We start from the raw sequence: 24,120 nt of genomic DNA, 5'->3' as shown, positions 1-24,120 counted from the left end.
TTTAGGTCAGTAACTCGCTGGTCTCAGGCTGAACTTTCGAATTTCGGATAGAGATATTTGCGGTAACTGCCCGGGGTAAACGAGGTGAGCTTCTTGAAGTTTTTGATAAAGAGGCTGACGTCGTTGTAGCCGGTCTCGAAGGCGATATCGGCCACCGAGTTGTTGGTCACCTCCAACTGCATCTTGGCGTAGTTGATCCGGATCTCGTTAATGATCTGCATCGGCGTCTTGTTGTAGTAACGCCGGGTGGCCCGGGTCAGATACTCCTGGCTCTTGCCACAGAGGGAGACCATGTTGGCCAGCGCATCATCGGCAAAGAGGGGGCGATCGTGCATCCGCTCCACGGTTTCATGGAGCCAGAGCGGAAGATCATCGCTGGCGGAGGTGTCCTTGTAGTGACGCAGCCGGTTCATTACCGCGTAGGTCACCACTTCGAGAAATTCGGTCAGTGCCTCTTCCCTAAAGCCCGGGGAGACCAGTACCGACTCGATGTAGCTGAGGAACTCGCTCTTGAGCGCATAGGCCTGTGAGGCGACGAAGTGTTCCGGCAACAGGTATTTGAAGTGCTCGTCAAAATAGGTACGGGTGATCCCGACGTTGAAGATGCGGGTGGTGCCGAACTCGTAGAAGCTCTGATGGCGGGAGCCGAGCGGGATAAACACCACATCCCCCCGTTCCAGCAGCACCCGCTTGCCGTTGACCTCCTGATAGTAACGACCGGTCAGTACCAGGGTGAACTCGTAGTAGTCATGCTGGTGCAAACCGGTTCCGCTCACCTGTTTGTTGTAGATGAACATGTGGAACGGTTTGTTGTTAAACAGTTCGGTTTCCCGGATTGTTTTAACGCTCATGAGTCGCTTCCTGATCTGCGGGCCGATGACGGGGCCTCTCGCCCCGTCCGGAGGTTACTTGTTCTGCAGCTTTTCGTGCAGCTCGATCAGCTCGCTGATCAGCTCACGGGCCAGCATGGAGGTCATCAGGTGATCCTGGGCATGAACCAGCACCAGGGTGACCGGGATCTTGCCTTCCCCCTGATCGTCCTCGATCAGCTGGGTCTGCACCAGATGGGCGGCATTGAGCGCCTCGCGGGATTGGGCCATCAGCTGGTGAGCGGCGGCCAGATCCCCCTCCTTGGCCTTTTTCAGCGCGGTGTAGGCGAGACTGCGGGCCTGCCCGGAGTTGATGATAAGCCCCATTACCACCTCTTCCAGATCGTTGCTGGTGGTGGCCTCTTCAGTGATGTTGTCCAGATCGAACATGTGTCGTTCCTTACGTAAATGCGTTAATTGAAACCGTTAATTAAAACCATGGTTGCGCGCTACCTCGGCAAACCAGTAGCCGCTCTTCTTGATGGTGCGCTGCTGGCTCTCCAGATCGAGGCGGACGAAGCCGTAACGGTTCTTGTAGGCGTTGAGCCACGACCAGTTGTCGATAAAGGTCCACAGGTGATAGCCGCGACAGGCGCTGCCCTCTTCCAGTGCGCGATGCAGCCACTGGAGGTGCTCGCGAATGAACTGGATGCGGTAGTCATCCTCCACCCGTCCCTCGGGACCGATAAAGCGCTCTTCCCCTTCGACCCCCATGCCGTTTTCCGAGATGTAGCAGGGCAGGTTGCCGTAGTTGACTCGCAGGTCGGTGAGGATGTCGTAGATCCCTTTTTCGTAAATCTCCCAGCCGCGGTGGGGGTTCATCTTGCGGCCCGGCATCTCGTAGTAGTCGAACAGATCTTCCGGCGTGCGCGGTACACCCTGCCACGCCACCTCTTTGGCCTTGACCCGGCGCGGCTGGTAGTAGTTGATGCCGAGGATATCCACCTTGCCGGCGGCGAGCAGCGCCTTGTCACCCTCTTCGATCTGCGGCAGCAAGTCGTACTGCTCTAGCAGCGCGACCAGCTCGGGGTCGTAGCTCCCCTTCAGGGCCGGATCGAGGAAGCTCTTGTTGAGCAGCAGATCCGCGATGCGGGAGGCGGCGAGATCTGCCGGATCCTGCGAGCGGGGATAGGTCGGGCTCAGGTTGAGGATGATGCCGATCTCGCCATCATGCTGGCAGGCGCGATAGGCCTGCACGGCACCGGCATGGGCCAGCGCGGTGTGGTAGGCGACGGTGGCCGCCCTACCAAAATCGACCACGCAGGGGTAGTGGTAGTGGCCAAGGTAGCCGCACTCGACCGGCACAATCGGCTCGTTGAAGGTGAACCAGTGCTTGATGCGACCGCCAAACAGGTCGAAGCAGCGGGTGGCGTAGCGCACATAGGCGGCCACCACTTCCCGGCTCTCCCAGCCGCCACGCTCCTGCATGCACATCGGCATGTCGAAGTGGTAGAGGTTGATAAGCGGGGTGATCCCCTCGGCCAGCAGCCGGTCAAAGACGGTGTTGTAGAAGCTGACCGCCTCCTGGTTGATTTCGCCCACCCCGTCCGGGATCAGCCGTGACCAGGAGATGGAGGTGCGAAAACTGTTGTGCCCCAGCTGCTTGAGCAGCTTGATGTCGCTCTCGAAGTTGTCATAGAAGGTGGAAGTGTCGGTCGGGCCGACCCCGTTGTGGAAACGCTGCGGTTCGATGGAGAACCAGTAGTCAAAGATATTGGCGGATTTGCCGCTGCGGTTGGCGGCGCCTTCCATCTGCGGGGCCGAGCTGGCGCTGCCCCACCAGAAGTTATCAGGAAAACGATACTGCATGGGTTACTTCTCCAGGCTGTTAGGGGAGGAGTTTTGCTCCTCCCTTGCTGTCATTGGAATGGCTGTTATCAGAACTTCAGAGCCAGAGCGATATCCTCTTCGCTCTCCTCTTCTTCATCGATGACGTTCTGCGCTTTGTTGGCAATCAGCACGAAGGGGATATACATCATGGTCGCGACACCCAGGTTGAATATCGCCAGACAGAAGGCGGCCACGCTGCCGTTGGTGTTGAAGAAGGCACCCAGGCCGGTCGGCATGGTCCATGGTGCTATGTTGGTGATGGGCGGGATGATCCCGGCGTAGTAGGCCGCCATGGTGATCCCCATCAGTACCGGGTGCACCAGGATGAAGGGCACCAACAGGATGGGGTTCATGATGACCGGCAAGCCGAACAGAATGGGCTCGTTGATCTGGAACATGCCGGAGGGCAGACCCAGCTTGGCGACCTGACGGTAGTCATCGCGACGGGAGACCATAAAGATGGCGATGATGAGGCCCAACGTGGCACCGGTACCGCCGAGGAAGACGAAGGAGTCGGTGATCGGCTTGGCCCAGAAGTGGAACTGCTTGCCTGCCTCCAGCGCCGCTTCGACCGAACCGTACTGGTTGTAGAGGGCTACGTTTTCCAGGGCGAAGGGGAAAAGTACACCTGACTCCAGCGCAGTGAGCGCCAGCATGCCGTGTACACCGAAGAACCAGAGGAAGGAGGAGAAGATCACATAGACCCAGCCCACCAGACCCCCCATATTGGCCAGCGGGGTGGAGATACTGTCCATGATCAGCTGGTGGAAGTTGGTGCCGGCATTGTTCAGCAGGTAGGAGAGCACCCCCATGATGGAGAGGATGATAAAGCCCGGGATCAAAGCCGAGAAGGAGCGGGAGACAGAAGCTGGAACGCTGTCTGGCAGGGTGATGACCCAGTTGCGACGGACGATAAAGGCGAACATTTCGGCCACGGCGATACCGATCAGCATGCCGGAGATGATGTTAGCTCCGCCCAGCCAGTTGGCGCCGACCGCATAGGCTTCGCCCACGCTGAACGGCGTGACGGTCATAAAGGCTGCAACCGACAGCAAACCGGAGGCCAGGGGGTCGGTCTTGCGCTCTTCGGCCAGTGCCAGACCAATAAAGAAGGGGGCCATCAGGGACATGATGCCCAGGGTACCGTTATAGACGTTGCCGCCGATGCTCTTGAGGCCATCAAGGGTGGCGATGGTGGCGGGATCGATCCGCACGCCGATAGAGTAGAAGAAGGAGCCTTCGCCAAAGCTCAGAAAGACGTTGTTGATGAGAACAAACATGGCCCCGACCAGCGTCAGGGGCATCAGCTTGATAAAACCGTTCTTGATGGCGTTGACATGAGGTTGTTTGCCCAGCTTGACGGCTATGGGCAGTATGACCTTCTCCAACGATGCGATGATGTTGCTCACAGGGATCTCCTTACTGCGCGAGGCTCTTCTTGATAGAGGCTACCGCCGCCTTCAGTACGCCGAGGCCATCGACCTTGCCGTAGAGCAGGGTGTCGATCACCTCGACCGGCTTACCCGGCAGTTGCTGCTGGATCTCCGGCAGCATGTAGGCGATTTGCGGGCCCAGCAGCACCAAGTCGGCATCCTGTCCCTTCTCGCCAGCCAGGGTCTCCGGATAGGCATCGATCAGCACCGGCACATCATATTTTTCCGCCTGCGCCTTCATCTTTGAAACCAGCAGTGAAGTGGACATCCCGGCAGAGCAAAACAGGTAGATACGCTTCTTTTCCATAACCCTTCCCTCAACGCTTGAAAACCAAATGAACAGATCGGTCGAGATGGTTGCCTGTTGTGTTATCAAGACACATCAATCATCTCAAATTGACTTCATTGTATCGGTCTCTGGGTTCCATCTGGTATTTCGATTTTTTATCAATAGTCTCTGGTTGACCTGTTGTTTTGCCGTTGCTCACATTTCTGATGGGTTGGCACAAAGGAAATGAGATTGAATGGGGCGTGAAGAGGATGATTTTCTTTTTTAATCGTTATTTTTCAGTTAGTTATTTTTATGCTTTTGTGGGCGGCTGTAATGTGGCTGGAAAAGATCAATAACGGGTGACAGCTCACATTTATCAAATGATGCAATCTTATTGATATTTAATTTTGCTATGGCGAGTTGCCACTTTTTGAGCAGGGTGTGTGCTCATTGACCATTTGCGGCAAGTGGATTGACGAGTGAGGCTGGTTGTTGCTGCGCAGAGCGGGTTGAAAGAGAGGGGGATCAGACACTCTTACAGGGGATGTGGCGGTACGTCAGAGTTAAATGAGTAAGGGCTGAGGGGGTCAGTGCAGTGAGAGGAGAAGGCACAAAGGGATAAACAAGCTGACCCCGGAGTGGCTCCGGGGTCAGCGGGATAGGAGTTAGATCCGCCCCTGATAGCGCAGGGGGAAGCGGCCCTGACTGTCGGGCTGGCCGAGGAAGGGGAGCCCCTGTTGCATCTGTGGCGGCAATTCTGGGCCCGGCTTCAAGGTGCCCTGGAACAGGTATTGGCCATTGGGTTGCAGCTCGAGGCGACCCATGGTCTGCACCGCATCGGAGCCCTGCTTGAGTTCGGCCACCAGTTTGGAGTCGAGGCAGGTGAGCTTCAGCTCAGGATCGGCCAGATCCAGCTTGCCCGCCGGGGTATCGGCGCTGGCGTTGTACCAGTCGAGGTTGCCGTAGAGGTTGTCACACCAGGGGTTGCCCTGGGCAAATTGCTCCACTTTGAGCTGCAGCTGGCCGCTGACGGTGATCGGGATCGGTAGGCGCATCGGCACCCGGCTCAGCAACCAAGGGGCGGGGGCGTTGAGGGTTAGATCCCGGCCGAAGGCGGCGCCATTCCAGCCGACAACGCCCTGACCATTGAGTCCGTTGCGATCGCCAAAGCGTATGGCCACTTCGGGGGCGAAGCGCAGCAGCGACCAGCCGTTGAGATCCCAGCGCAGCTGGTTCACCGATTCGCTGGCATATTGCAGTCGGGCAATCTGGCCACTCCAGAGGGTGCCGCTCACCCCTTCCAGTTTCAGCAGATTGGCGACGTTGGCAGGCAGCGGCAGATGGCGAGCCACCAGTGCCGCGGGCAGGGTGGCCAGCAGGAAGAGCAGATAGGCGGCCAGAAACAGGCTGGCAATCAGGATGCGTTTTTTCATTGTGGACGACTCAACTGCAAACGTCTGACCTTGACCAGACCCGGGGCCAGATCCTCGCGGGCGATCTCGATGATTTGAACCTGAATGCCGTGCTGCTCCACCAGAGTGGAGAGCCAGAGCAGCAAGTCATCGAACTGGACCGTGTCGATCCACACTTGCAGCTCCTGCGCCTGGGGTTGCAGCCGGGCAATCTTGATCTTGTGGTTGAAGGCGGTGCGGTTGACCACCCCTTCCAGGGTGCCGCTAGTATCGATCTGGCGACCCGAGCCACCCTGCATGGCCAGCACCTCTTCCCCCTTCTCCTTGAGCCAGGCGAGGGTCTGCTGCTGGTTTTGCACCTGCCGCTCCCGCTCCGCGATGCGGTTGGCGATGGGCTGCCAGACGCTCCAGTAGAAGAGACCAACCAGCAACAGGGCGCCACCTGCGACCACCAGCCGCTGTTCCCGTGCTGTGATGCCGTGCCACCAGCTCTGCAATTTTTCCATCATGATGATTTACCCTTGAGCACCAGTGCGCCCTCTACCTTGCCCTCGGTGCTGCGCACCTCGCCTTGCTGTACCTCGAATTGCTTGCCAGCCAGCTCACGGAACCGCTCGATCTCGGCAAAGCCTGGGGCGGTCACCTGCAGCCTCAGCTCGCGGCGACTGGCATCAAAGCGCATCACCTGTGGTTTCAGACCGGGGACTTCGGCAAAGGTGGGGGCCAGCTCGGTGAGCATCAGCAGCACGCCGTTTTGCGGGGCTTGTCCCATCTGTTGCAGATGCTGGTTCATCTGGCTGCGCACGTTCACGATGCGGCTCTCACCCGGGAAGATGCGGGTATAGACGGCACGGATCTCCGCTTTCAGCGCCTTGTCCTGCTCGGTGAGCTGATAAAGCTGCACCCCGCGCTGGCCGAGGGCCACCAGCAGCAACAGACCCGCGGTGATGGCTACCTTGCGCCACTGCAACCAGTAGCGGGCATATTCGGTCTGCGGTCGGTAGGGACCGGTCAGCAGGTTGGCCCGGCAGATGAGGGCCCCTTTGGCCAGCAGCAGCATGGGGAGTTCAGGCTCCGCCGCCTGCCAGTTGGCGGCGGCAATGGCGGGCACCGGTGTGTGGCTGTGGATGGTGATCGGCTCTACTTCGGTTGCCAGCAAGATAGCCAGCAGCGGCTCGTCGGCTACGATCCCCTGACAGGGGCCCTGGCGTACCAGCCACTCGCTGCCGAGCTGCAGGGCAGACCAGCCATCAGCGGCCTGTGGCAGCGCCAGCACATCGGGCAGCAGTTGCAGGCTCTTGAGGCCAGCGGCATCGAGCCAGTCGAGCCACTCGGCCATCTTCTGCCGATCCACCGCCATCAGGTCGACCTGTTGACCTTCATGAGCCAGCACCACCAGATGGAGCTCGTCCACGTCGGAGGCGATCTGCTCCTCCAACAGGTAGGGGAGGGCCGCTGCCGACTGGCGGTTGTAGCGACCCGGCAGGGTGACGCGCCGGAAGATCAGATCGCTGCCCGGCACCAGGGTGACCACGGGGCGGCCACCGGCCCGCTCCTGCAGCTCGCTCAGGGCATCGGCCGAAGGCAGGGTGCCGGAGGCGATGATCTCCTGCTCCTGACCGGACCAGACCAGCCAGGCCACGGGTTGTTGTTTATTGGTCCCCAGTCGGATGACCAGACTTTCGCTCACGCATCTCTCTCCTGCGATACCGGTTTGCAAAGGGCTTTGTGCGCCCAGGCAACCGGTGCGCAGCCCGCAGGCTGCATCCAACATCTCTCGTACCCGCGGGCGATGGCCTGCAGGTGCGCTGTTTATTCGGCGCCGCTACTGAGGCGGCGCAGCATCACCAGTTTATTGTCCTTGCCCCGCTGGAACAGGGTTTCGAGCCAGGCCCGGTTGTCGCCGACCTCGGCCACGACTCGGGCTTCGAAGAAGTCGCTCTTGACCGCCAGCGCCTCTTTCAGCCCTTTCACCGCATCGACCGGAGCGAGCATGTCTGTCATCAGCTTGCTCTCTTTCCACCCCTTCTGTGGCCGCTCGTTCAGTACTCGCTTGGCGTCATCCAGCCCGATAGTGCCCAGATAGAGGGCAACCAGCAGCTCGGGGCGCTGGGGGGCAAGGGTATTGATATTGATCTTCAACTTGTCGTTGGGCAGGGTGCAGACATAGGGGGCCAGTTTGGCATAGACCCGGGCCGTCACCCCGCGCACCGCCCGCAGCTCATCCTTGCCAAGCATCCACTGGTTGGCGGTCAGGTAGGGTGGCTTGAGACCCTCGTAATAGGCGTCCTCGGCGCCAAGGCTGGAGACCAGCACCGTATCCTTGTCGGTCCAGTCACGGATGGCGTCGGTGAGCTGGGCCGCCTCGTAATCATCCATCGCCAGCTGCTTGAGCAGTTCGCGAAACACCTGCACCGGATAGGGCTGCTGAGCCAGCTCCTCGCCGCTCCCCGCCTTGGAGGCCACGCTCAGGCTGTTGAGGTTGAAGCAGGATTGCAGGTCGGTCACCTCGCCCTTGAGCTGGCCATCGTCCACCGGAAATACAGTGTTCTTGCGGGCCCAGTTCTGGCTGAGGTTGACCACCTCGGGGTTGTCCTTGAAATCCTGCGTCAGCACCTTGCTCACCAGCGCTTCTGCCGAGAGGGCATACCACCATGCCTGTTTGCCGGTGGTGATGTTGGCGGTGCGGCGCAGCTCAAGCTGCAGGCGGCCGCTCATATTGCTGGCGATGATCACCATCACCGAGAGGATCAGTAGCACCACCAGCAGCGCCATGCCGCGCTGGTGACCGGGGGCGGCGAGATTAGCCCGCATTGGCGCCCCCTCCGTTCTGGCTGTCACCATTACCGCCATTGGTATTGCCGTTGCCGCCGTTGTTCCCGTTGTTCCCGTTGTTGTTGCCACCTTGGTCGGGGTTGCTGCTCTGGCTGTTCTCTTCGGCGCGCTGGCCACCGGCACCAATCAGGAACTGGCGGCGAATGGTGCCGTAATCTTCCAGATCCAGCTCCACTGCCAGCCCGTGTGGCAGCACGCTGCGCTGGCTCCACTCCTCTTTCCAGTTGCCCTTGTCGAAGAAGTAGAGGCGAAACGCCGTGACTCCCGCCAGCACCGGCTGGATGCGTGGCTCGGTGCCGATCACCGGATCCGGATAGAGGTAGCTCAGGCGCTCCAGCTTCTGATCCTTGAGTCGCCAGCCGACCCGTTGCAGATGGGAGCGGGGCAGCATGCCGTCCGGGTTGAGCCAGCCGCTGCGCATAAAGGCCATGCCCCAGTCATCGCTCTGCTGGCCGAAGCGGGAGGCCGCCAGCAGCACCTTGTTGTTCTCCCCCTCGATGCGACCGCTGCGCGGCACCATCTGGGTGATGTCTCGCTCCAGCAGGGTGAAGGCGAGCTGCAATTCGTTGAGGCGGACCTCCTTGCGCTTGGCTACCTCGTCGCTGGTGAGCACCCCTTGCAGCACCTGATAGGCGCCCATGCTGAGAGTGGCGAAGATGGCGATCGCCACTAGCATTTCGAGCAGGGTGAAACCGGCGTGACGGACGGTACGAGGCGTGCGGGCGGATAGCTGGGTCATCGGCTGATATAGGTCCGCATCATGGCGACCGGGTTCTCGGCCTTGGCCTCGGTGCGCACTTCCATATCGAGCGCCCGGAAGTTGTTGTCGGCGGTGGCGACGCCGCGATAGCGCCAGTACCAGGTGCTGCCCGCCATCTGCTCATCCCCTTCCACCCAGCTGTCGCCGGGCCACTTGTTTTCGAGCTTCTGTTGCACCAGCTGGTTCTCTACCACCCAGGTGGCGAGTGTCTTCTGCTCCAGATAGTTGAGGGCCGAGAGATGTTCGCTGGCGGTTTTCATTACCGCGAGACCTGCGATAGCAAAGACTGCCAGCGCTACCATCACTTCGAGTAAGGTCATGCCGCGGGCGTTCATTCGCTCACCTCTTCATCTTCATCGCCGGTGAGCAGGGTGAGGCGGCCGAACTCGTCCCCCTTGACGATGCGGGTGTAGCGGGCATCGTCATCCTGCTGGGTGAAGGTGAGCACGAACGGGCTCAGCTCGCCGCCCGGGAAGATGAGCAACTGCGGCGTGCGCTCCTTCTCGTCGCGCTTCTGTTCGGTTTTCTCGTCGGAGTCCGGCTGCCAGCCAAAGCCTTCCAGCTCAAGCGCCAGCGTCATGTTCTCGGCCAGTTGCACCGGCCCCAGCTGCTTGTCGCCAGTCAGGGCCAGCCACTTGCGATCTTTGGCCTGACGCTGCATAAACTGCCAGCCGTTATCCTCGATGCGAATGCCTACCAGCCGACCATCCATCACCGCATACTCCTGCGCCAGCTGCAGCGTCGCCATCAGGCGACGCGCCTGCTTGTCCAGCTCCCGATCTCCTCTGGCGCCTCCCATGCTGAGAGTGACGGCGGTGGCCACTAGTCCCATCAGCATGGCGACCAGCAACACTTCCAGCAGAGTAAAGCCGGATTGGCGATGAAAGGAGAGAGATCGCTTCATGCAGTCAGCTCACAAGGAGTGCGGTGGCGACATATCACTTATTGGAAATCCTTCAGGTTCCAGTTGCCGATGTCGTCATCGGTACCGGCTTCACCATCCAGACCCATGGAGAAGATGTCGATCTTGCCGAACTGGCCCGGGCTCAGCAGCTGGTACGGGTTGCCCCAGGGATCTTGCGGCAGGCGCTTGATGTAGCCGCCATCGCGGTAGCTGCGCGGCGCCGGATCGATGGAGGGCTTGGTCACCAGCGCGTCCAGACCCTGTTCGGTGGTCGGGTAGCGGTTGTTGTCCAGCTTGTACATGTCGAGGGCATTTTCCAGCGCCACGATATCGGAGACCGCTTTCTGCTGGTCAGCTTTCTCCTTGTTGCCCATCAGGTTGGGCACCACCAGACTGGCCAGAATGCCGAGGATCACGATGACCACCATGACTTCCAGCAGGGTAAAACCGGATTGACGACGTTTGTTCATGAGTTGCTCCGTAACGAATGAGATGGGATAGCCCATCAGAGAGTGATCACTGGGTGGGTTCGACGGGCCTCTAGCGGCACCACCGAACGCCGGAAACTTACATATTCACCATATTGTTGAGCTCGAGGATCGGCTGCAGGATCGACATCACGATAAACAGCACCACCCCGGCCATGGAGACCACCAGCATGGGTTCGAACACCCCGAGGGCGATATTGACCTGGGATTCAAACTCCCGATCCTGGTTGTCTGCCGCCCGCTCCAGCATGCTGTCGAGCTCGCCGCTCTGTTCGCCGGAGGCGATCATGTGCAGCATCATGGGCGGGAAAATCTTGGTCTCGGTCAGCGACTTGCGCAGACTGGTCCCCTCGCGCACCCGTTCGGCAGCCTCGAGAATGCGCATTCTGGCAAAGTCGTTGGAGAGCACTTCGCCGGCGATCTTCATCCCCTCCAGCAGCGGCACCGCACTGGCGTTGAGGATGCTTAAAGTACGGGCGAAGCGGGCGGTGTTAAGACCGCGGCTGACCCGGCCAATCACCGGCAGGCCGAGCAGCACCTGATGCCAGCGCCGACGGCGCTTCTCGTCGGTGAGCCACCAGCGCCAAACAAAGCTGGCGATAAAGAGCAGCAGCAGGAACCAGAGGCCATAGGCCTGCATCAGCTCGCTGGTACCGATGAGAAAACGGGTGGTGCCCGGCAGCTGCTGGCCCATGTGTTCAAACTGGGCCACCACCTTGGGCACCACGGCGGTGAGCAGGATCGATATAACCCCGATGGCGACGCAGGTGAGCACAATGGGGTAGATCATCGCCTGCAACAACTTGGTGCGCATATGCTGGCGCTGCTCGGTGTAGTCGGCGAGGCGGTTGAGCACCTTCTCCAGATGGCCCGACTTTTCACCGGCCGCCACCATGGAGCGAAACAGCTGGTCGAACACATGGGGAAAAGCCCCCAGCGAGTCGGCCAGCGAATAACCTTCCACCACCTTGCTGCGCACGGTCGCCACCAGACTGCGTAGGTGAGCTTTTTCGCACTGCTCGGCCACCGCCTTGAGCGCCTCTTCGATGGTGAGACCGGCCCCCACCAGAGTCGCCAGCTGGCGGGTGATCAGGGCCAGCTCGGCTGTGCTGGCGCCACGACGAAAAAGGGCGAAGCGGGTAGCTTCCCGTTTCGCCTTCTCGGTGGTCTCGTTTACCTCGAGCGGGGTGAGCCCCTGCTCGCGCAGCAGCTGGCGCACCTGACGGGCGGAATCCCCCTCCATCACGCCGCTCTTGCTGCGCCCCTTGTTGTCGAGAGCCTTGTATTCGAATGCCGCCATCTCAATCTTCCCGGGTCACGCGCAGTACCTCTTCGAGGCTGGTCTGCCCCTTGAGGACCTTGTCGATGCCGTCACGGCGGATGCTGGGGGTATGACCGCGGATCAGCCGCTCGATGGCGAGCTCGCCGCTGGCACTGTGAATGGCTTCACGCACCGCTTCGTCGATCACCACCAGCTCGTGGATGCCGGTCCGGCCACGGTAGCCGGTGTGGTTGCACAGCTCGCAGCCGACCGGGCGCCACACCTGCTGATCGGGAGCCAGCTCGATGCCCATGGCGAGGCGCTCCTGCTCGGTGATGGGGCGCGGGGCGCGACAATCGGGGCAGAGGGTGCGTACCAGCCGCTGGGCCAGCACCGCCAGCAAGGACGAGGAGAGCAGGAAGGGCTCGATCCCCATGTCCCGCATCCGGGTGATAGCGCCGATGGCGGTGTTGGTGTGCAGGGTCGACATCACCAGGTGACCGGTCAGCGACGCCTGTACCGCGATCTGAGCGGTTTCCAGATCTCGGATTTCCCCCACCATCACCACATCCGGGTCTTGACGCAGGATGGCGCGCAGGCCGCGGGCGAAGGTCATGTCCACCTTGGTGTTGACCTGGGTCTGGCCCACCCCTTCGAGGTCGTATTCGATAGGGTCTTCCACCGTCAGAATGTTGCGATCCCGCGAGTTGATTTCAGACAGCGCCGCATAGAGGGTGGTGGACTTACCGGAACCGGTCGGGCCGGTGACCAGAATAATGCCGTGGGGCTTGCGAATAAGCTCGCTGATGATGGTGCGGTTGGCCGCGGTCATCCCCAGCTGCTTGAGCTCGAGGCGCACGTTGTTCTTGTCGAGCAGACGCAGTACCACTCGCTCGCCGTAGCTGGACGGCATGGTGGAGACCCGCACGTCGACGGCGCGACCGCCGATACGCAACGAGATACGGCCATCCTGCGGCACCCGTTTCTCGGCGATATCCATCCGCGACATCACCTTGATCCGCGAGACCAGCAGTGATGCCAGCTTGCGATGGGGGCGCAGGATCTCCCGCAGCACCCCATCGATGCGAAAGCGGATTACCAGCGCCCGCTCGAAGGTCTCGATATGGATATCGGAGGCCTCCTCCTTGATCGCCTCGCTCAACATGGCGTTGATGAGACGAATGATGGGGGCGTCGTCATCGGCGTCCAGCAGATCTTCGCTCTGGGGCAGCTCTTCGGCCAGGGCGAAGAAGTCCATCTCGTTGCCGAGATCTTCCATCAGCTGGCGCGCCTCGGAGGAGTCGCGCTGATAGTGGGCCATCAGCAGCTCTTCGAAGGCCTCGTTGTCGAGCTGCTCCACCGCGAAGCTGCAACCCGCGACCCGCCGCACTTCCAGCAGGGCCTGCGGGGTGACGCCGGGGCGGCACTGCAGCACGGGGGCGCCGTCCCGCTCAATCAGGATCACCCCGAAATTGCGGGCAAAGACAAAGGGGAGCTCGGGCAGTGGCGCAGGCCCGACGCTTCCATCCAGATGGTAGGCACTCATCAGGGCTTACTCTGCACAAACGGGGCGGTGGTCTCGACAGTGCTTTGCTGTCTGCTCCGCATCTCGTTGATCTGCTTCTGGATCTCTTTTTGCAGCTCGGGCGACACCATCACATCCTGGCCATAGGCAGGCAATACCTGACGGGCGGGGGAGGTGAGATACCCCTCCTGCGAGGCGGCATTGAGCTGCTCGGCGCGGAACAGGCTGTATTTGTTGCTGGAGACACCGGTATAGACGTCCGCATCACGCAAGATGGTCGGCCGGATAAAGACCATCAGGTTGCGCTTGGAGGTGGTGTTGGAGGTAGAGCGGAACAGATAACCCAGCACCGGGATATCGCCCAGCAAGGGCACTTTGGAGACCTGCTCCTTGGTCTGTTCGTCCATCAAACCGCCCAGCACCACAGTTTCGCCACTTTTGACCAGCACCGCGTTCTTGACGGTACGGGTGTCGAAGGTGGGGCCAAGGTTGGCAGTACCGGTCGCCTGGGTCTGGGCGACGCTGGAGACCTCCTGCTCGATATTGAGCAGCACCGAATCCCCTTCGTTGATCTGCGGGGTCACCACCAGCTTGGTGCCCACCGTCTTGCGCTCGATGGTGTTGAACACCTGATCGCTGGTGGTGGAGCTTTGCGAACCGCTCTGGACCGGGACCTCCTGACCGACGTTGAAAGAGGCCTCCTTGTTGTCCATGGTGACGATACTCGGGGTGGAGAGAATATCGTTCTTGGTATTGGAGGCCAGCGCCGTGGCCAGCATGGCCCAGTCGCCGTGATAGAAACCGGCGGCCATGCCGTTGAACTCTTTCAGCAGACCGGCAGCGGTGTCGGTCTTGCCATTCTGGTAATCCTTGCCCGCCGCAATGGCGCTGCCGAGAGGCAGACCTGAGTTGGTGAACTGGGTGCCACCGCCGTTGGCATTGCCCCACTGGACGCCAAGGGTGAGGCCGTCGCCATCCTGCATCTCGACGATGATCGCCTCCACCAGCACCTGGGCGCGGCGGATATCGAGCTTGGCCACCACCTGCTCCAGTTCGGACATCACGTCCGGCTGGGCGGTGATGACCAGCGCATTGGTGGTCTCGTCGGCGGAGATAGCCAGCTTGCCACCGCCGATGCTGGCGCCACCTGTGGTTGCGCCGCCGCCTTTTTTGTCGGCCTCGATGCTGGAGCTGACCCCCTTGAGCACCTCGACCATGTCTTTGGCCTTGCCATATTTGAGGTAGAAGACCCGGGTGTTGCCCTGGCTTTGCAGGTCGCGGTCGAGCTGGCGCACCATCTGGATGATGCGGGCGCGCGCTTTCGGCTCACCACTCACCACCACAGAGTTGGTGCGCTCGTCGGCCACCACCTTGGGGGAGAGCAGCAGGGAGGCGGTGCCCCCCTGCGGGTTGCCATCCTTGTTGAGGTTGGTTACAAGCCGCACCATTTCACCCGCCGAGGCGAACTTGAGCTTGATGATGTCCACATCCTGATCGCCTGCGCGGTCGACCCGGTTCACCACCTCTACCAGACGATTGACCACGGCGGCGCGGCCGGTGATCAGCAGCACGTTGGAGGGCTCGTAGTGCACCACGTTGCCACCACCGGCGTTGTCGTTGAGCTGGCGCAGCAGCGGCGCCAGTTCACGGACCGAGACGTTGCGCACCGGCACTACCCGGGTCACCATCTCGTCGCCGGAGCCCGGGTTGCTGCCATCCACCACCGGAATGGCGGAGGTCTTGGCATCCCGCGAGCGCAGCACCTTGAGCACCCCGTTGTCCATCGGTACCACGGCAAAGCCGTAGACGTCGAGCACGCTCAGGAAGAACTGGTAGTACTGATCCTCATTGAGCAGGTCGTAGCTGCGTACGTTGATCTTGCCGCGCACCGAGGGCTCTATGATGATGGTTTTATTGAGGTTCTTGCCCACCGTATTGATGAACTCTTCAATCTCGGTGTTCTTGAAACTGGCAGAGTATTCGGTGGCCCAAGCTGAGCCCGCCATCATCAGTGCCGCTGCGATAGTGGCCAGACGCCAGCTTTTCCCTTTAGTGGTCATTATTGGTACGACTCCAAATCATTATTCTGACAAGCGCACAAAGATGTCGAACTGTTCGCCCTGTCGCTCGACGGTCACTGTCATTTCCGTTGCGCCAGCCATCTGCTGCATCGCCTGCATGGCTTGCATGTTGTCCCGTAAATCCAGCCCGTTGATGCTGATGGCCAGGTCATTGGCCTGCAGCCCGCTCTGGTTGAAAAACTCAGGATTGCTGCCCGGGTTGAGGCGATAGCCGGTCATGCGGCCATCCACCTGAACCGGTGAAATATTGAGGTAATCGGTGATCTTGCCCGGATCGGCCATCAGCTCGCTGCGCAGGGAGCCAATGGGGGCGGCGTTGGTCTGCGGCAGCGGCTTGCCATACTCCTCGCCATCCAGCATCAGGGTCTCGTCGCGGCCATCCCGCTCGATGATCACCCGATCCGGATAGACCTGCCGGATCCGCGCCTGGGTGCCGTCAATCATGTCACCGATCCCGTAGGAGTTCTGGATGCCGGACATGGCGATGATGGCGATGGATTTGGCGGGATCAGAGCTGGCCAGCACCCCGTTGAGCTGGGCATTGAGTTGGGTACGCGGCGCATTGGCGGCCACGGCGGCTTTGGCCTGCGCCTTGGGGATCGCCTTGCCAAACAGCGCCAGTCGGCTTACCTCGCCCAGTTCAAGGCGCGGGTTGCTCTGGCCGCTGATCGCCACAGCGGAGGGTTGCCACGGTTGGCTGGTTTGCGGGCTTGCCAGGGTGAGCAGACGCCAGGTGAGGGCGGCGCTCTGCTGGGCCAGCATGATCAGCAGCGCCAGAAAGGCCACCTGGGTGACTCTGGTCATGGGAAGCCGCCGGCACTGGGCCAACAGCATGGTCAAGATGTCATCCCTGAATCGTAGCGTCATATTAATCAACAAATTCCAGGCTCTGGGGCGGCTGCGTATTGTGTACGGCGGAGTGCTGTGACACAACGGGTCCGGGCGCGCCAAACCGTAAAAATGGATATTTCATCACACCGTAAACCTTTGAATGCTCACAAAAGTGGCACTCAGGTAAGGTGCATCCTGCTTGCCTGCGAACATCAGGGTACGGTGCGTACTCATCCTCGCCAATCCTGCAGCGCCTTGAGGGTCACGCTCTGTCCGGCGACCTGCAGCACTATGTATTGCTGGTCGATGGTGGCGAGCACGACCCCCGGGGCGATTTCGCTCCCTTCCCGGAATTCCCGGCCATTGAGCACCACGGCGCGCTTGGCGGGGTTGGAGGAGAACACATGAGAGCCGTAGCTCAATTGCGGCACCTGCTGGCGCACCGACTGGGGTGCCGAGCCCAGCGCCATCAACTGGGCTGGTTGCACGTTCTGGCCGGTGGGGTGTGGCGTCTCCTGCAATGGGGTTTCATTGAGGGCTTTCATCAGCTGCTCGGCCAGACTCAGCGCGGGGGTATTCCCCTGACTGGTCCCCTCGTTTTTGGCCACTGCTCTGGGTTGTACCACCGGCTCCGGCAGGGGCGGGGGTAGCGGACGGGTCACCATCGCCTTGGGTTCGACCCGCACGAAGGGTGGAGTGATCACCTCTTTCACCTCTACCTTCTCCTCGATGGGGCGCAGGTGGAGCAGATGCCAGCCATAGTTGGCGCCCGCCCCCAGCAACAGGGCCAGGGGGGCCAGCAGCCAGCCGATGCGGCGTGGGCTGCGCTCCTCTTCCCGGGGCATGGGCAAGTCCATGGCCGGAATATGGGCGGAGAGTTGCGGTTGCTGCGCGCGGCGCAGCGCCTTGAGCAGGGTAGACATCAGGAGGCCTCCTCCAGTCTGGGCATGGGTTCACCGGAGAGGGCGTTGAGACGCAGCAGGGTGTTGCTGCCCGCGATGCCATCAGGGGTCAGCCCCTGATCCCGCTGGAACTGCTGCAGCTTGTTCTTGAGCTCGCCATCGAAACGGCGCACCTTGCGCTCGGGTTGCTGCAGCGCACGGCTGAGGGCGTTGTCGAGCCACTGGATCTGGGTCTGACCCGCATTGCTGGCGATCAGGCTGACGCCCCCTTTCGGCATGCGCCAGAGCAGGGTGTAGCTGCCGCCCCAGTTGTCGCTGAGCCACTGGCGATCCACCTGCCAGCTCTGGTCGCCGATCATCAGGCTGGCCTTGTTCGGCCCCAGATTGACCAGGGTCGCATAGTAGAGGCCGCCAGTCTGGTCAGTGAGCGTGATCATGGCGGGATACTGCAGGGCGCGCAGCTCGTCAAGGCTTGCCTCCCCCTCCTGACAGCGCAGACCGGCACGGGGGGCGTTATCGCAAGTTGCTTCGAACGGTTCAGGTTCATAACCCCAGACCCGATAGAGATTCTGCATGGCGCTGTCGGGGTCGATGGCCTGATTGATTGCCTCGGTCAGCTGCTCCTGCTGCTCGGCGGTCTCGTCGATGGTGACCGGCACCTCGACCTTGACTACCGGACGGGTAGGGAACACGCCGAAAAATTGCCAGCCCCACCAGCCTGCGGCCACCAGCAGGGCGCCCGCCAGCGTCACCATCAGACCGGAGGCCCAGCTCCCTTCGTCCCGAACGCCATTGACCTCGAAGGCGGCCTGGCTGATATCGCTGTGGACAATCTTGTAGCTGCCACGGGCGAAAGCGGCGATCAGGGCGCGGTCGCAGATGAGGTTGATGAAACGGGGGATGCCGCCACTCAGGCGATGGAGCGTCTTGATGGCGCGCGGGGTGAAAATGGGCTGCACGCAACCCGCGACCTGCAGCCGGAAGCGGACGTAGGCATCCACATCGCTGTGAGAGAGCGGCAGCAGGTGATAGCGGGCGGTAATGCGCTGGGCCAGCTGGCGCAGCAGGGGTTGGCGCAGCATCTGTTGCAGCTCGGGCTGACCGATCAGCACCACCTGCAGCAGTTTTCGTTCGTCGGTTTCGAGGTTGGTGAGCAGACGCAGCTGCTCCAGTACGCCGGGCAGCAGGTGCTGCGCCTCATCCACCAGTACCACGCTGCGCTTGCCTGCCGCCAGGTTGGCCAGCAGGTGATCGCGAATAAGGTCGAACAGCCGCTTGATCCCGGCATCTTCGGGATAGGGGAGTTGAAACTCGTCACAGATGGCGGCCAGCAGATCCCGTTCGGTCAGAGAGGGATTGAGGATATAGGCGATCTCGGTCTCGGCGGGCAGCTGTTGCAGCAGGCAGCGGGAGACGGTGGTTTTGCCAGTGCCCACTTCGCCGGTCAGCAGCACAAAGCCGCCGCCATCCTGCAATCCATAGTTGAGATGAGCAAGGGCTTCGCCGTGGCGCTCGCTCATATAGAGGTACTTGGGATTGGGCGAGATGGAAAACGGGTGTTCCGAGAGGCCGAAGAACTGTGTGTACATGAGGGTATTCTTTTGTAGCCGGCGACAGATGAAAAATGTCTCCGGATGATAGCAAACCTCGCTTTCATTGGAAGCCATCATTGGCGCCGGAGGGCAAATTGCGGCCTTTTCCTGCCATCTTGTGATCCCGGTTGCGTCATTGGCACGAATCCGGATCACAAAATGACAAAAAATAGCTGTAAATAAAGGGAAATATCAATATGGGTGCGGCGTGGCAAAGGCCGTCAGCATGGTGCTGAGTCGGCCATGGTCAGACCTGTTTGTGTACAATTTATGACGCCGGTTGCCCTGTCAGCCATCAGGGCAAGCTGGTCGGCATGTACTTGCTCAGTGGTGATCCTGAAACTGCGCGGCAATCTCCCTGAACTGCTTCGCAGGCGAGAAACGCCGCGACAATGCCGGGATCAAAATGGCTGCAGCTCCCCTTCACGATGATCTCCCTCGCCTCCTCATGGCTGAAAGCAGGTTTGTAGACCCGTTTCGAGATGAGGGCATCGTAGACATCCGCTACCGCCATCAAGCGCCCGGAGAGGGGAATATCCTCACCCGCCAGCCCTGCCGGATAGCCGCTGCCATCCCACTTTTCGTGGTGGGTGAGGGAGATCTCCCGGGCCAGCCGCAAGAAGGAGTTGGAGCCCAGCTGCGCCTCGGCACTCGCCAGTGCATCGGCGCCGATCTGCGGGTGGCGCTTCATGATGGCGAACTCCTCGTCGGTCAGCTTGCCCGGTTTGAGCAGGATGGCATCGGGAATGCCCACCTTGCCCACATCGTGCAGGGGAGCCGACTTGAACAGTAGATCTATGGTGGCGTCATCGAGCGGATAGCGATCCCAATCGCTGCGACTGAGGTATTGCGCCAGCGCCTTGACGTAGTGCTGGGTGCGAATGATATGGGCGCCGGTCTCGTTGTCCCGGGTCTCCGCCAGCGAGGCGAGGCCGAGGATAGCCACATCGCGGGTCAGGTTGAGCTCGTCGCTGCGGGATTTCAGCTCGCCGATCATCTGATTGGTGCTGGCGGCGATAAGACCGAACTCGTCATCCCGGGTGACCGGCACCCGGGCGTCGAAGTCACCACACTGTACTCTGGCCATTGTGCGGGTCTGCTGGCGCAGGGATAGGCCGAGATTGCGACCATAACCGTGAATAATGAGGGCGAGATAACAGAAGGTCACCGTCATTACGAAGGCGATCTCCCACAGGATGTAGTGCTGGGCATCGACCCTCGGCAGGCTGCGCTCCACCGTCACCAGCCACTCCAGATCCTTGTTGAACAGCAAGAAGAAGACGCCCCCCAGCAGGGTGAGGGTCGCCAGGGTAAAGAGAGTGAACTTGCGTGGCAGCGGCATGGCCAGCGGGTGGCTCAGTGCCAGGCTCTGCTCGGCTTGCCGTGTTCTGGCCCGATTCCAATCCCGCTCCAGGGTCAGATCGGCCGCCACCAGAAAGCCGAGGGTGGTCATCCCCAGCAGCACCTTGAGGTGACTCTCCAGCGGGAAGTCGTGGGTCAGGGCGTTGTAGCCCGAGAGCAGCAGTGCTCCCAGCAGGTAGAAACCCACCTCCAGTCCAAACCCGTCCAGCCCGTTGCGCGCCAAGGGCCTTCTTGAGAGCAGCCAATTGCGCACGGCGAACATGATGGCGAACGTCACCAGGGTCGGCCCCAGCAACTGGGGCAGGGTGAGACTCTCGAGAAACGGGCAAACCTGCCAGCCATAGAGACAAAATAGTGACAGGGTTACCCCGTAGTGCAGGGCGCAGCGCCCCGTGATCCTCTGCATATTCCCACCCATGTTGCTGGTTATTGTTATGTCGGCGGGAGGCCCGCCATTACAGGCGCCGCAGCAGCAGGCTACCGATGGAGTAGCCAGCGCCAAAGGAGCACAGTACGCCGCGAGCACCCGCAGGAAGGTCGCGATTGTACAGATGAAACGCGATGATGGAACCCGCCGAGCTGGTATTACCATAGCTATCAAGAATGACCGGCGCCTCCTGCTGGCTGGCATCGTGACCGAGCAGCTTGCGGCCGATGAACTGGTTCATGGTGAGGTTGGCCTGATGGAGCCAGAGCCGGTTCAGGCTCTCGGCAGGCCAGCCCTGCTCATCGAGCTGGTTGGCTATCTGGTCGCACACCAGCGGCAACACCTCCTTGAACACCTTGCGCCCCTGCTGGCGAAACAGCTTGTCGTCGCCGTAGCGGGTGCGCGGGCTCAGCCGGTTCAGAAAGCCGAAGTTGTTGCGGATGTTGTTGGAGTATTGGGTCACCAGCTTGCTGGCCACCAGTTGCCACGGATTGGCCATCTTGCAATCGGCCTCCCGCTCCAGCAGCACAGCGGTGCAGGCATCGCCGAAGATAAAGTGACTGTCTCTGTCCCGGAAATTGAGGTGCCCCGAGCAGATCTCCGGATTGACTACCAGTGCCAGTTTGGCTGTGCCTGCCGCCAGCATGTCGGCGGCTGTCTTGATGCCGAAGGTGGCAGACGAGCAGGCCACGTTCATATCAAAGGCCATGCCGCTCGCCCCCAGATAGTGCTGCAGCTCGATGGCCAGAGCCGGGTAGGGGCGCGGCATGTTGGAGGCGGCGACGATCACCAGATCGATCTCGCCGGGCTCGCGGCCGGCGGCGATCAGTGCCTGCTCGGCGGCGGCCACCGCCATCTCCACCATGATGGAGGGCATCTCGTCGGGCCGCTCCGCCAGCAGCGGCTGCATGATGTCGGGGTTGAGCACTCCCTCTCGGCTCACCAGATAACGACTCTTGATGCCGGATGCCTTCTCGATGAACTCGCAGCTGGAGTGCTGCTTGGCGGGAAGCTGGCCGGCGTCGATGGCGGAGGCGTTCTCCTCGTTGTAGAGATCCACATACTGGTTGAAGGCGGCCACCAGCTCTTCATTGCTGACGACAAAGGGTGGGTTATAGAGGCCTGAGCCACTGATCACGATAGAGGTCATCTTTGCTCCTCGCCGGGTGCGTTCCCGGCTTGTCGGTTTATAGGGTAGAGAGGGTTACAGCTGGTCGATCGCCGCAGCGAGACCAGCCAGGGTCAGCGGATGCATCCGCCCGCCAACCACGTCATTCATCAGCTTGATAGAGGGATGCCAGAGCCACTCCCGCCGTGGGGTGGGGTTGATCCACACCAGTTTGGGAAAGTGCTGCTGCAAGCGGGTAAGCCACACCTGACCCGACTCCTCGTTCCACTGCTCGACACTGCCGCCTGGCCAGGTGATCTCGTAGGGGCCCATGGTGGCATCCCCCACCAGGATCACCCGGTAGTCGCTGCCGTAGGTGCGCAGCAGCCGCAGGGTATCGAATCGCTCCTCAAAGCGGCGGTTATTGTCCTTCCAGACGAAGTCGTAGAGGCAGTTGTGAAAATAGAAGCTCCAGATGCTTGAACTCGTGGCGCAGGGCGGAGAAGAGGCGCTGCACCTCTGCTACGTGGGCATCCATGGAGCCTCCGACATCGAAGAAAACCAATAGCTTCACCCCGTTGTGGCACTCGGGCCGTAACTTCACATCGAGCCAACCCTGGCGGGCAGAGCTTTTTATGGTGTCGTCGAGATCCAGCTCGTCGGGATTGCCTTTGCGCACCCAACGTCTGAGCTTGCGCAGCGCCAGCTGGATGGCGCGCTGGCCGAGCGGCGAGTCGTCGCTGAAGTTGCGATAGTGACGGGCCTCCCATACCTTGGCCGCCTTGCCGTGCTGCCCCTCTCCACCCATTCGAACGCCCTCGGGGTGAAAACCGCCGTGGCCAAACGGGCTGCTGCCACCGGTCCCTACCCACTTGTTGCCACCGGCGTGGCGCTCTTTCTGCTCGCGTAATCGCTGGTTAAGGGTCTCCAGCAGCTTGTCGAGTCCGCCGAGGGATTTGAGCAGCGCCTTCTCCTCTGGGCTCAACAGCCGTTCGAACTCCTTGCGCAGCCACTCCTCGGACAGGCTCTCCGGCAGCAGGGGAATGGCATCCAGACCCTCGTAGTATTCGGCGAAGGCACGATCGAAGCGATCGTAGTGAGCCTCGTCTTTTACCAGCAGGCAGCGGGATAGCTGGTAGAACTCGTCCATATCGATGGTGACCAGCCGAGCAGCCAGTGCAGCGTGCAAGTCCAGCAGCTCGCGCAGGCTGCACGGCAGCTTGTGGCGGCGCAGGTGGGTAAAAAAGTCGATCAGCATGGGTCAGCTGCCGCGCCGGGCCAGAAAGGCGAGCTTCTCGAAGAGATGCAGATCCTGCTCGGTCTTGAGCAGAGCACCGTATAGCGCGGGCACCAGCTTGCCGGGCTCGCGGGCACGCATCGCCTCGGGGGCGATATCGTCGGCCAAGAGCAGGCGGATCCAGTCCAGCAGCTCCGAGGTGGAGGGCTTCTTGCGCAGCCCCTCTACCTCGCGCAGCTCGAAGAAGAGATCCATTGCCTCGCCAAGCAGGCTCTCCTTGAGGTCGGGGTAGTGGAGTTTGACGATGGCCTGCATCTCGGCCTTGTCGGGGAAGCGGATGTAGTGAAAGAAGCAGCGGCGCAGGAAAGCATCCGGCAGCTCTTTCTCATTGTTGGAGGTGATGATGACCACCGGCCGCTGGCGCGCCTTGACTCGCTCGCCGGTCTCGTAGACGTCGAACTCCATCCGATCCAGCTCCAGCAGCAGATCGTTGGGGAATTCGATGTCGGCCTTGTCGATCTCGTCGATCAGCAGCACAGGTCGCTGCTCGGCGCTGAAGGCCTGCCACAACTTGCCTTTACGAATGTAGTGACTGATATCGGCCACTCTGGGATCGCCGAGCTGGGAGTCGCGCAGCCGGGCCACCGCATCATATTCGTAGAGTCCCTGTTGGGCCTTGGTGGTGGACTTGATATGCCAGGCAATGAGATCGGTGCCAAGATGGTCGGCGACCGCTTCCGCCAGCACCGTCTTGCCGGTGCCCGGCTCCCCTTTGATCAGCAGCGGTTTTTCGAGGGTGATGGCGGCATTGACCGCCATCTTCAATGCATCGGAGGCGAGATACTGGCTGCTTCCTGAAAATCCCATAACGTCGGTTCCTTTGACGATTGGCACCCGGAGTCAGGGGCCAGAGAGAATAAGCTCTATATGTTGTAATACCATATGGTTATAACGAATAGTCACTTCTCATTCAGAAACCACAGGGTAATCTT

General features: G+C 60.9%; 20 protein-coding genes and 3 pseudogenes. All 23 read right to left on the bottom strand.

Translation table 11 applies throughout. The features are described from left to right. Positions 1 to 23: 23 nt before the first annotated feature. The 23 genes and pseudogenes from chbR to ACTG19_RS06555 all read right to left on the bottom strand — a co-directional run bounded on the left by chbR (position 24) and on the right by ACTG19_RS06555 (position 23,995). Positions 24 to 851: a transcriptional regulator ChbR gene (gene chbR / locus ACTG19_RS06665; protein WP_005350023.1), complete on the bottom strand. Its 828-nt coding sequence runs from the start codon at positions 849 to 851 to the stop codon at positions 24 to 26. Between the two features lie 54 nt (positions 852 to 905). After that, entirely contained in the window at positions 906 to 1,259 is a 354-nt protein-coding gene (chbA, locus tag ACTG19_RS06660) for a PTS N,N'-diacetylchitobiose transporter subunit IIA (protein WP_113738887.1), read from the bottom strand. 36 nt (positions 1,260 to 1,295) lie between these two features. Continuing rightward, positions 1,296 to 2,678, bottom strand: coding sequence for a glycoside hydrolase family 1 protein (locus ACTG19_RS06655; RefSeq protein ID WP_113738886.1), 1,383 nt, complete (start codon positions 2,676 to 2,678; stop codon positions 1,296 to 1,298). Between the two features lie 68 nt (positions 2,679 to 2,746). Then, the gene (gene chbC, locus ACTG19_RS06650) at positions 2,747 to 4,108 is read right to left on the bottom strand and encodes a PTS N,N'-diacetylchitobiose transporter subunit IIC (RefSeq protein ID WP_113738885.1); all 1,362 of its coding nucleotides are present in this window, start codon (positions 4,106 to 4,108) and stop codon (positions 2,747 to 2,749) included. A gap of 10 nt (positions 4,109 to 4,118) precedes the next feature. Then, positions 4,119 to 4,439, bottom strand: a complete 321-nt coding sequence (locus ACTG19_RS06645; RefSeq protein ID WP_005350034.1) for a PTS sugar transporter subunit IIB — start codon at positions 4,437 to 4,439, stop codon at positions 4,119 to 4,121. Positions 4,440 to 5,068: 629 nt separating this feature from the next. Then, positions 5,069 to 5,836: a GspN family type II secretion system protein ExeN gene (gene exeN / locus ACTG19_RS06640; protein WP_113738884.1), complete on the bottom strand. Its 768-nt coding sequence runs from the start codon at positions 5,834 to 5,836 to the stop codon at positions 5,069 to 5,071. Next, positions 5,833 to 6,324, bottom strand: a complete 492-nt coding sequence (gene exeM, locus ACTG19_RS06635; protein ID WP_113738883.1) for a GspM family type II secretion system protein ExeM — start codon at positions 6,322 to 6,324, stop codon at positions 5,833 to 5,835. Before exeM ends, exeN begins: the two co-directional genes overlap by 4 nt. Further along, positions 6,321 to 7,505: a GspL family type II secretion system protein ExeL gene (gene exeL / locus ACTG19_RS06630; RefSeq protein ID WP_113738882.1), complete on the bottom strand. Its 1,185-nt coding sequence runs from the start codon at positions 7,503 to 7,505 to the stop codon at positions 6,321 to 6,323. Before exeL ends, exeM begins: the two co-directional genes overlap by 4 nt. Positions 7,506 to 7,627: 122 nt before the next feature. Then, positions 7,628 to 8,629: a GspK family T2SS minor pseudopilin variant ExeK gene (gene exeK, locus ACTG19_RS06625; RefSeq protein ID WP_113738881.1), complete on the bottom strand. Its 1,002-nt coding sequence runs from the start codon at positions 8,627 to 8,629 to the stop codon at positions 7,628 to 7,630. Between the two features lie 112 nt (positions 8,630 to 8,741). After that, positions 8,742 to 9,389 (bottom strand): annotated as a pseudogene (gene gspJ / locus ACTG19_RS06620) (type II secretion system minor pseudopilin GspJ); the annotation flags it as partial. Continuing rightward, positions 9,386 to 9,745: a GspI family T2SS minor pseudopilin variant ExeI gene (gene exeI, locus ACTG19_RS06615; protein WP_005338301.1), complete on the bottom strand. Its 360-nt coding sequence runs from the start codon at positions 9,743 to 9,745 to the stop codon at positions 9,386 to 9,388. The gene exeI and the pseudogene gspJ, both read right to left, overlap by 4 nt. Next, the gene (exeH, locus tag ACTG19_RS06610; RefSeq protein WP_005350046.1) at positions 9,742 to 10,314 is read right to left on the bottom strand and encodes a GspH family T2SS minor pseudopilin variant ExeH; all 573 of its coding nucleotides are present in this window, start codon (positions 10,312 to 10,314) and stop codon (positions 9,742 to 9,744) included. The genes exeI and exeH overlap by 4 nt, the downstream gene beginning before the upstream one ends. A 38-nt stretch (positions 10,315 to 10,352) precedes the next feature. Continuing rightward, positions 10,353 to 10,784 (bottom strand): GspG family T2SS major pseudopilin variant ExeG, encoded by a 432-nt coding sequence (exeG, locus tag ACTG19_RS06605; protein ID WP_005338297.1) that lies wholly within the window; start codon positions 10,782 to 10,784, stop codon positions 10,353 to 10,355. A gap of 97 nt (positions 10,785 to 10,881) precedes the next feature. Further along, positions 10,882 to 12,102 carry a GspF family T2SS innner membrane protein variant ExeF gene (gene exeF, locus ACTG19_RS06600; protein ID WP_113738879.1) on the bottom strand — a complete coding sequence of 407 codons (1,221 nt, stop codon included), beginning with the start codon at positions 12,100 to 12,102 and terminating at the stop codon, positions 10,882 to 10,884. Position 12,103: 1 nt separating this feature from the next. Further along, positions 12,104 to 13,609 (bottom strand): GspE family T2SS ATPase variant ExeE, encoded by a 1,506-nt coding sequence (gene exeE, locus ACTG19_RS06595; RefSeq protein WP_005338295.1) that lies wholly within the window; start codon positions 13,607 to 13,609, stop codon positions 12,104 to 12,106. Beyond that, positions 13,609 to 15,648: a GspD family T2SS secretin variant ExeD gene (gene exeD, locus ACTG19_RS06590; RefSeq protein ID WP_421296026.1), complete on the bottom strand. Its 2,040-nt coding sequence runs from the start codon at positions 15,646 to 15,648 to the stop codon at positions 13,609 to 13,611. Before exeD ends, exeE begins: the two co-directional genes overlap by 1 nt. 21 nt (positions 15,649 to 15,669) lie before the next feature. Beyond that, on the bottom strand, positions 15,670 to 16,503 hold the full coding sequence (gene exeC / locus ACTG19_RS06585; protein WP_320643256.1) for a GspC family type II secretion system variant ExeC: 834 nt from the start codon (positions 16,501 to 16,503) through the stop codon (positions 15,670 to 15,672). Positions 16,504 to 16,730: 227 nt separating this feature from the next. After that, positions 16,731 to 17,423 (bottom strand): GspB family T2SS assembly factor variant ExeB, encoded by a 693-nt coding sequence (gene exeB / locus ACTG19_RS06580; protein WP_201947971.1) that lies wholly within the window; start codon positions 17,421 to 17,423, stop codon positions 16,731 to 16,733. After that, the gene (locus ACTG19_RS06575; protein ID WP_040065846.1) at positions 17,423 to 18,991 is read right to left on the bottom strand and encodes an ExeA family protein; all 1,569 of its coding nucleotides are present in this window, start codon (positions 18,989 to 18,991) and stop codon (positions 17,423 to 17,425) included. Before ACTG19_RS06575 ends, exeB begins: the two co-directional genes overlap by 1 nt. 327 nt (positions 18,992 to 19,318) lie before the next feature. Beyond that, positions 19,319 to 20,762 (bottom strand): annotated as a pseudogene (locus ACTG19_RS06570) (HD domain-containing phosphohydrolase). Between the two features lie 49 nt (positions 20,763 to 20,811). Next, positions 20,812 to 21,933: a beta-ketoacyl-ACP synthase III gene (locus tag ACTG19_RS06565; protein WP_201947974.1), complete on the bottom strand. Its 1,122-nt coding sequence runs from the start codon at positions 21,931 to 21,933 to the stop codon at positions 20,812 to 20,814. Between the two features lie 54 nt (positions 21,934 to 21,987). After that, positions 21,988 to 23,149: pseudogene (locus ACTG19_RS06560) on the bottom strand (vWA domain-containing protein). Between the two features lie 3 nt (positions 23,150 to 23,152). After that, positions 23,153 to 23,995, bottom strand: coding sequence for an AAA family ATPase (locus ACTG19_RS06555; protein ID WP_013723987.1), 843 nt, complete (start codon positions 23,993 to 23,995; stop codon positions 23,153 to 23,155). Positions 23,996 to 24,120 lie beyond the last annotated feature (125 nt).

Origin of the sequence: Aeromonas sp. 3P, from assembly GCF_051919745.1 — a bacterium.
GTDB lineage: Bacteria > Pseudomonadota > Gammaproteobacteria > Enterobacterales > Aeromonadaceae > Aeromonas > Aeromonas veronii.
This window is presented reverse-complemented; position numbering and strand designations above follow the sequence as displayed.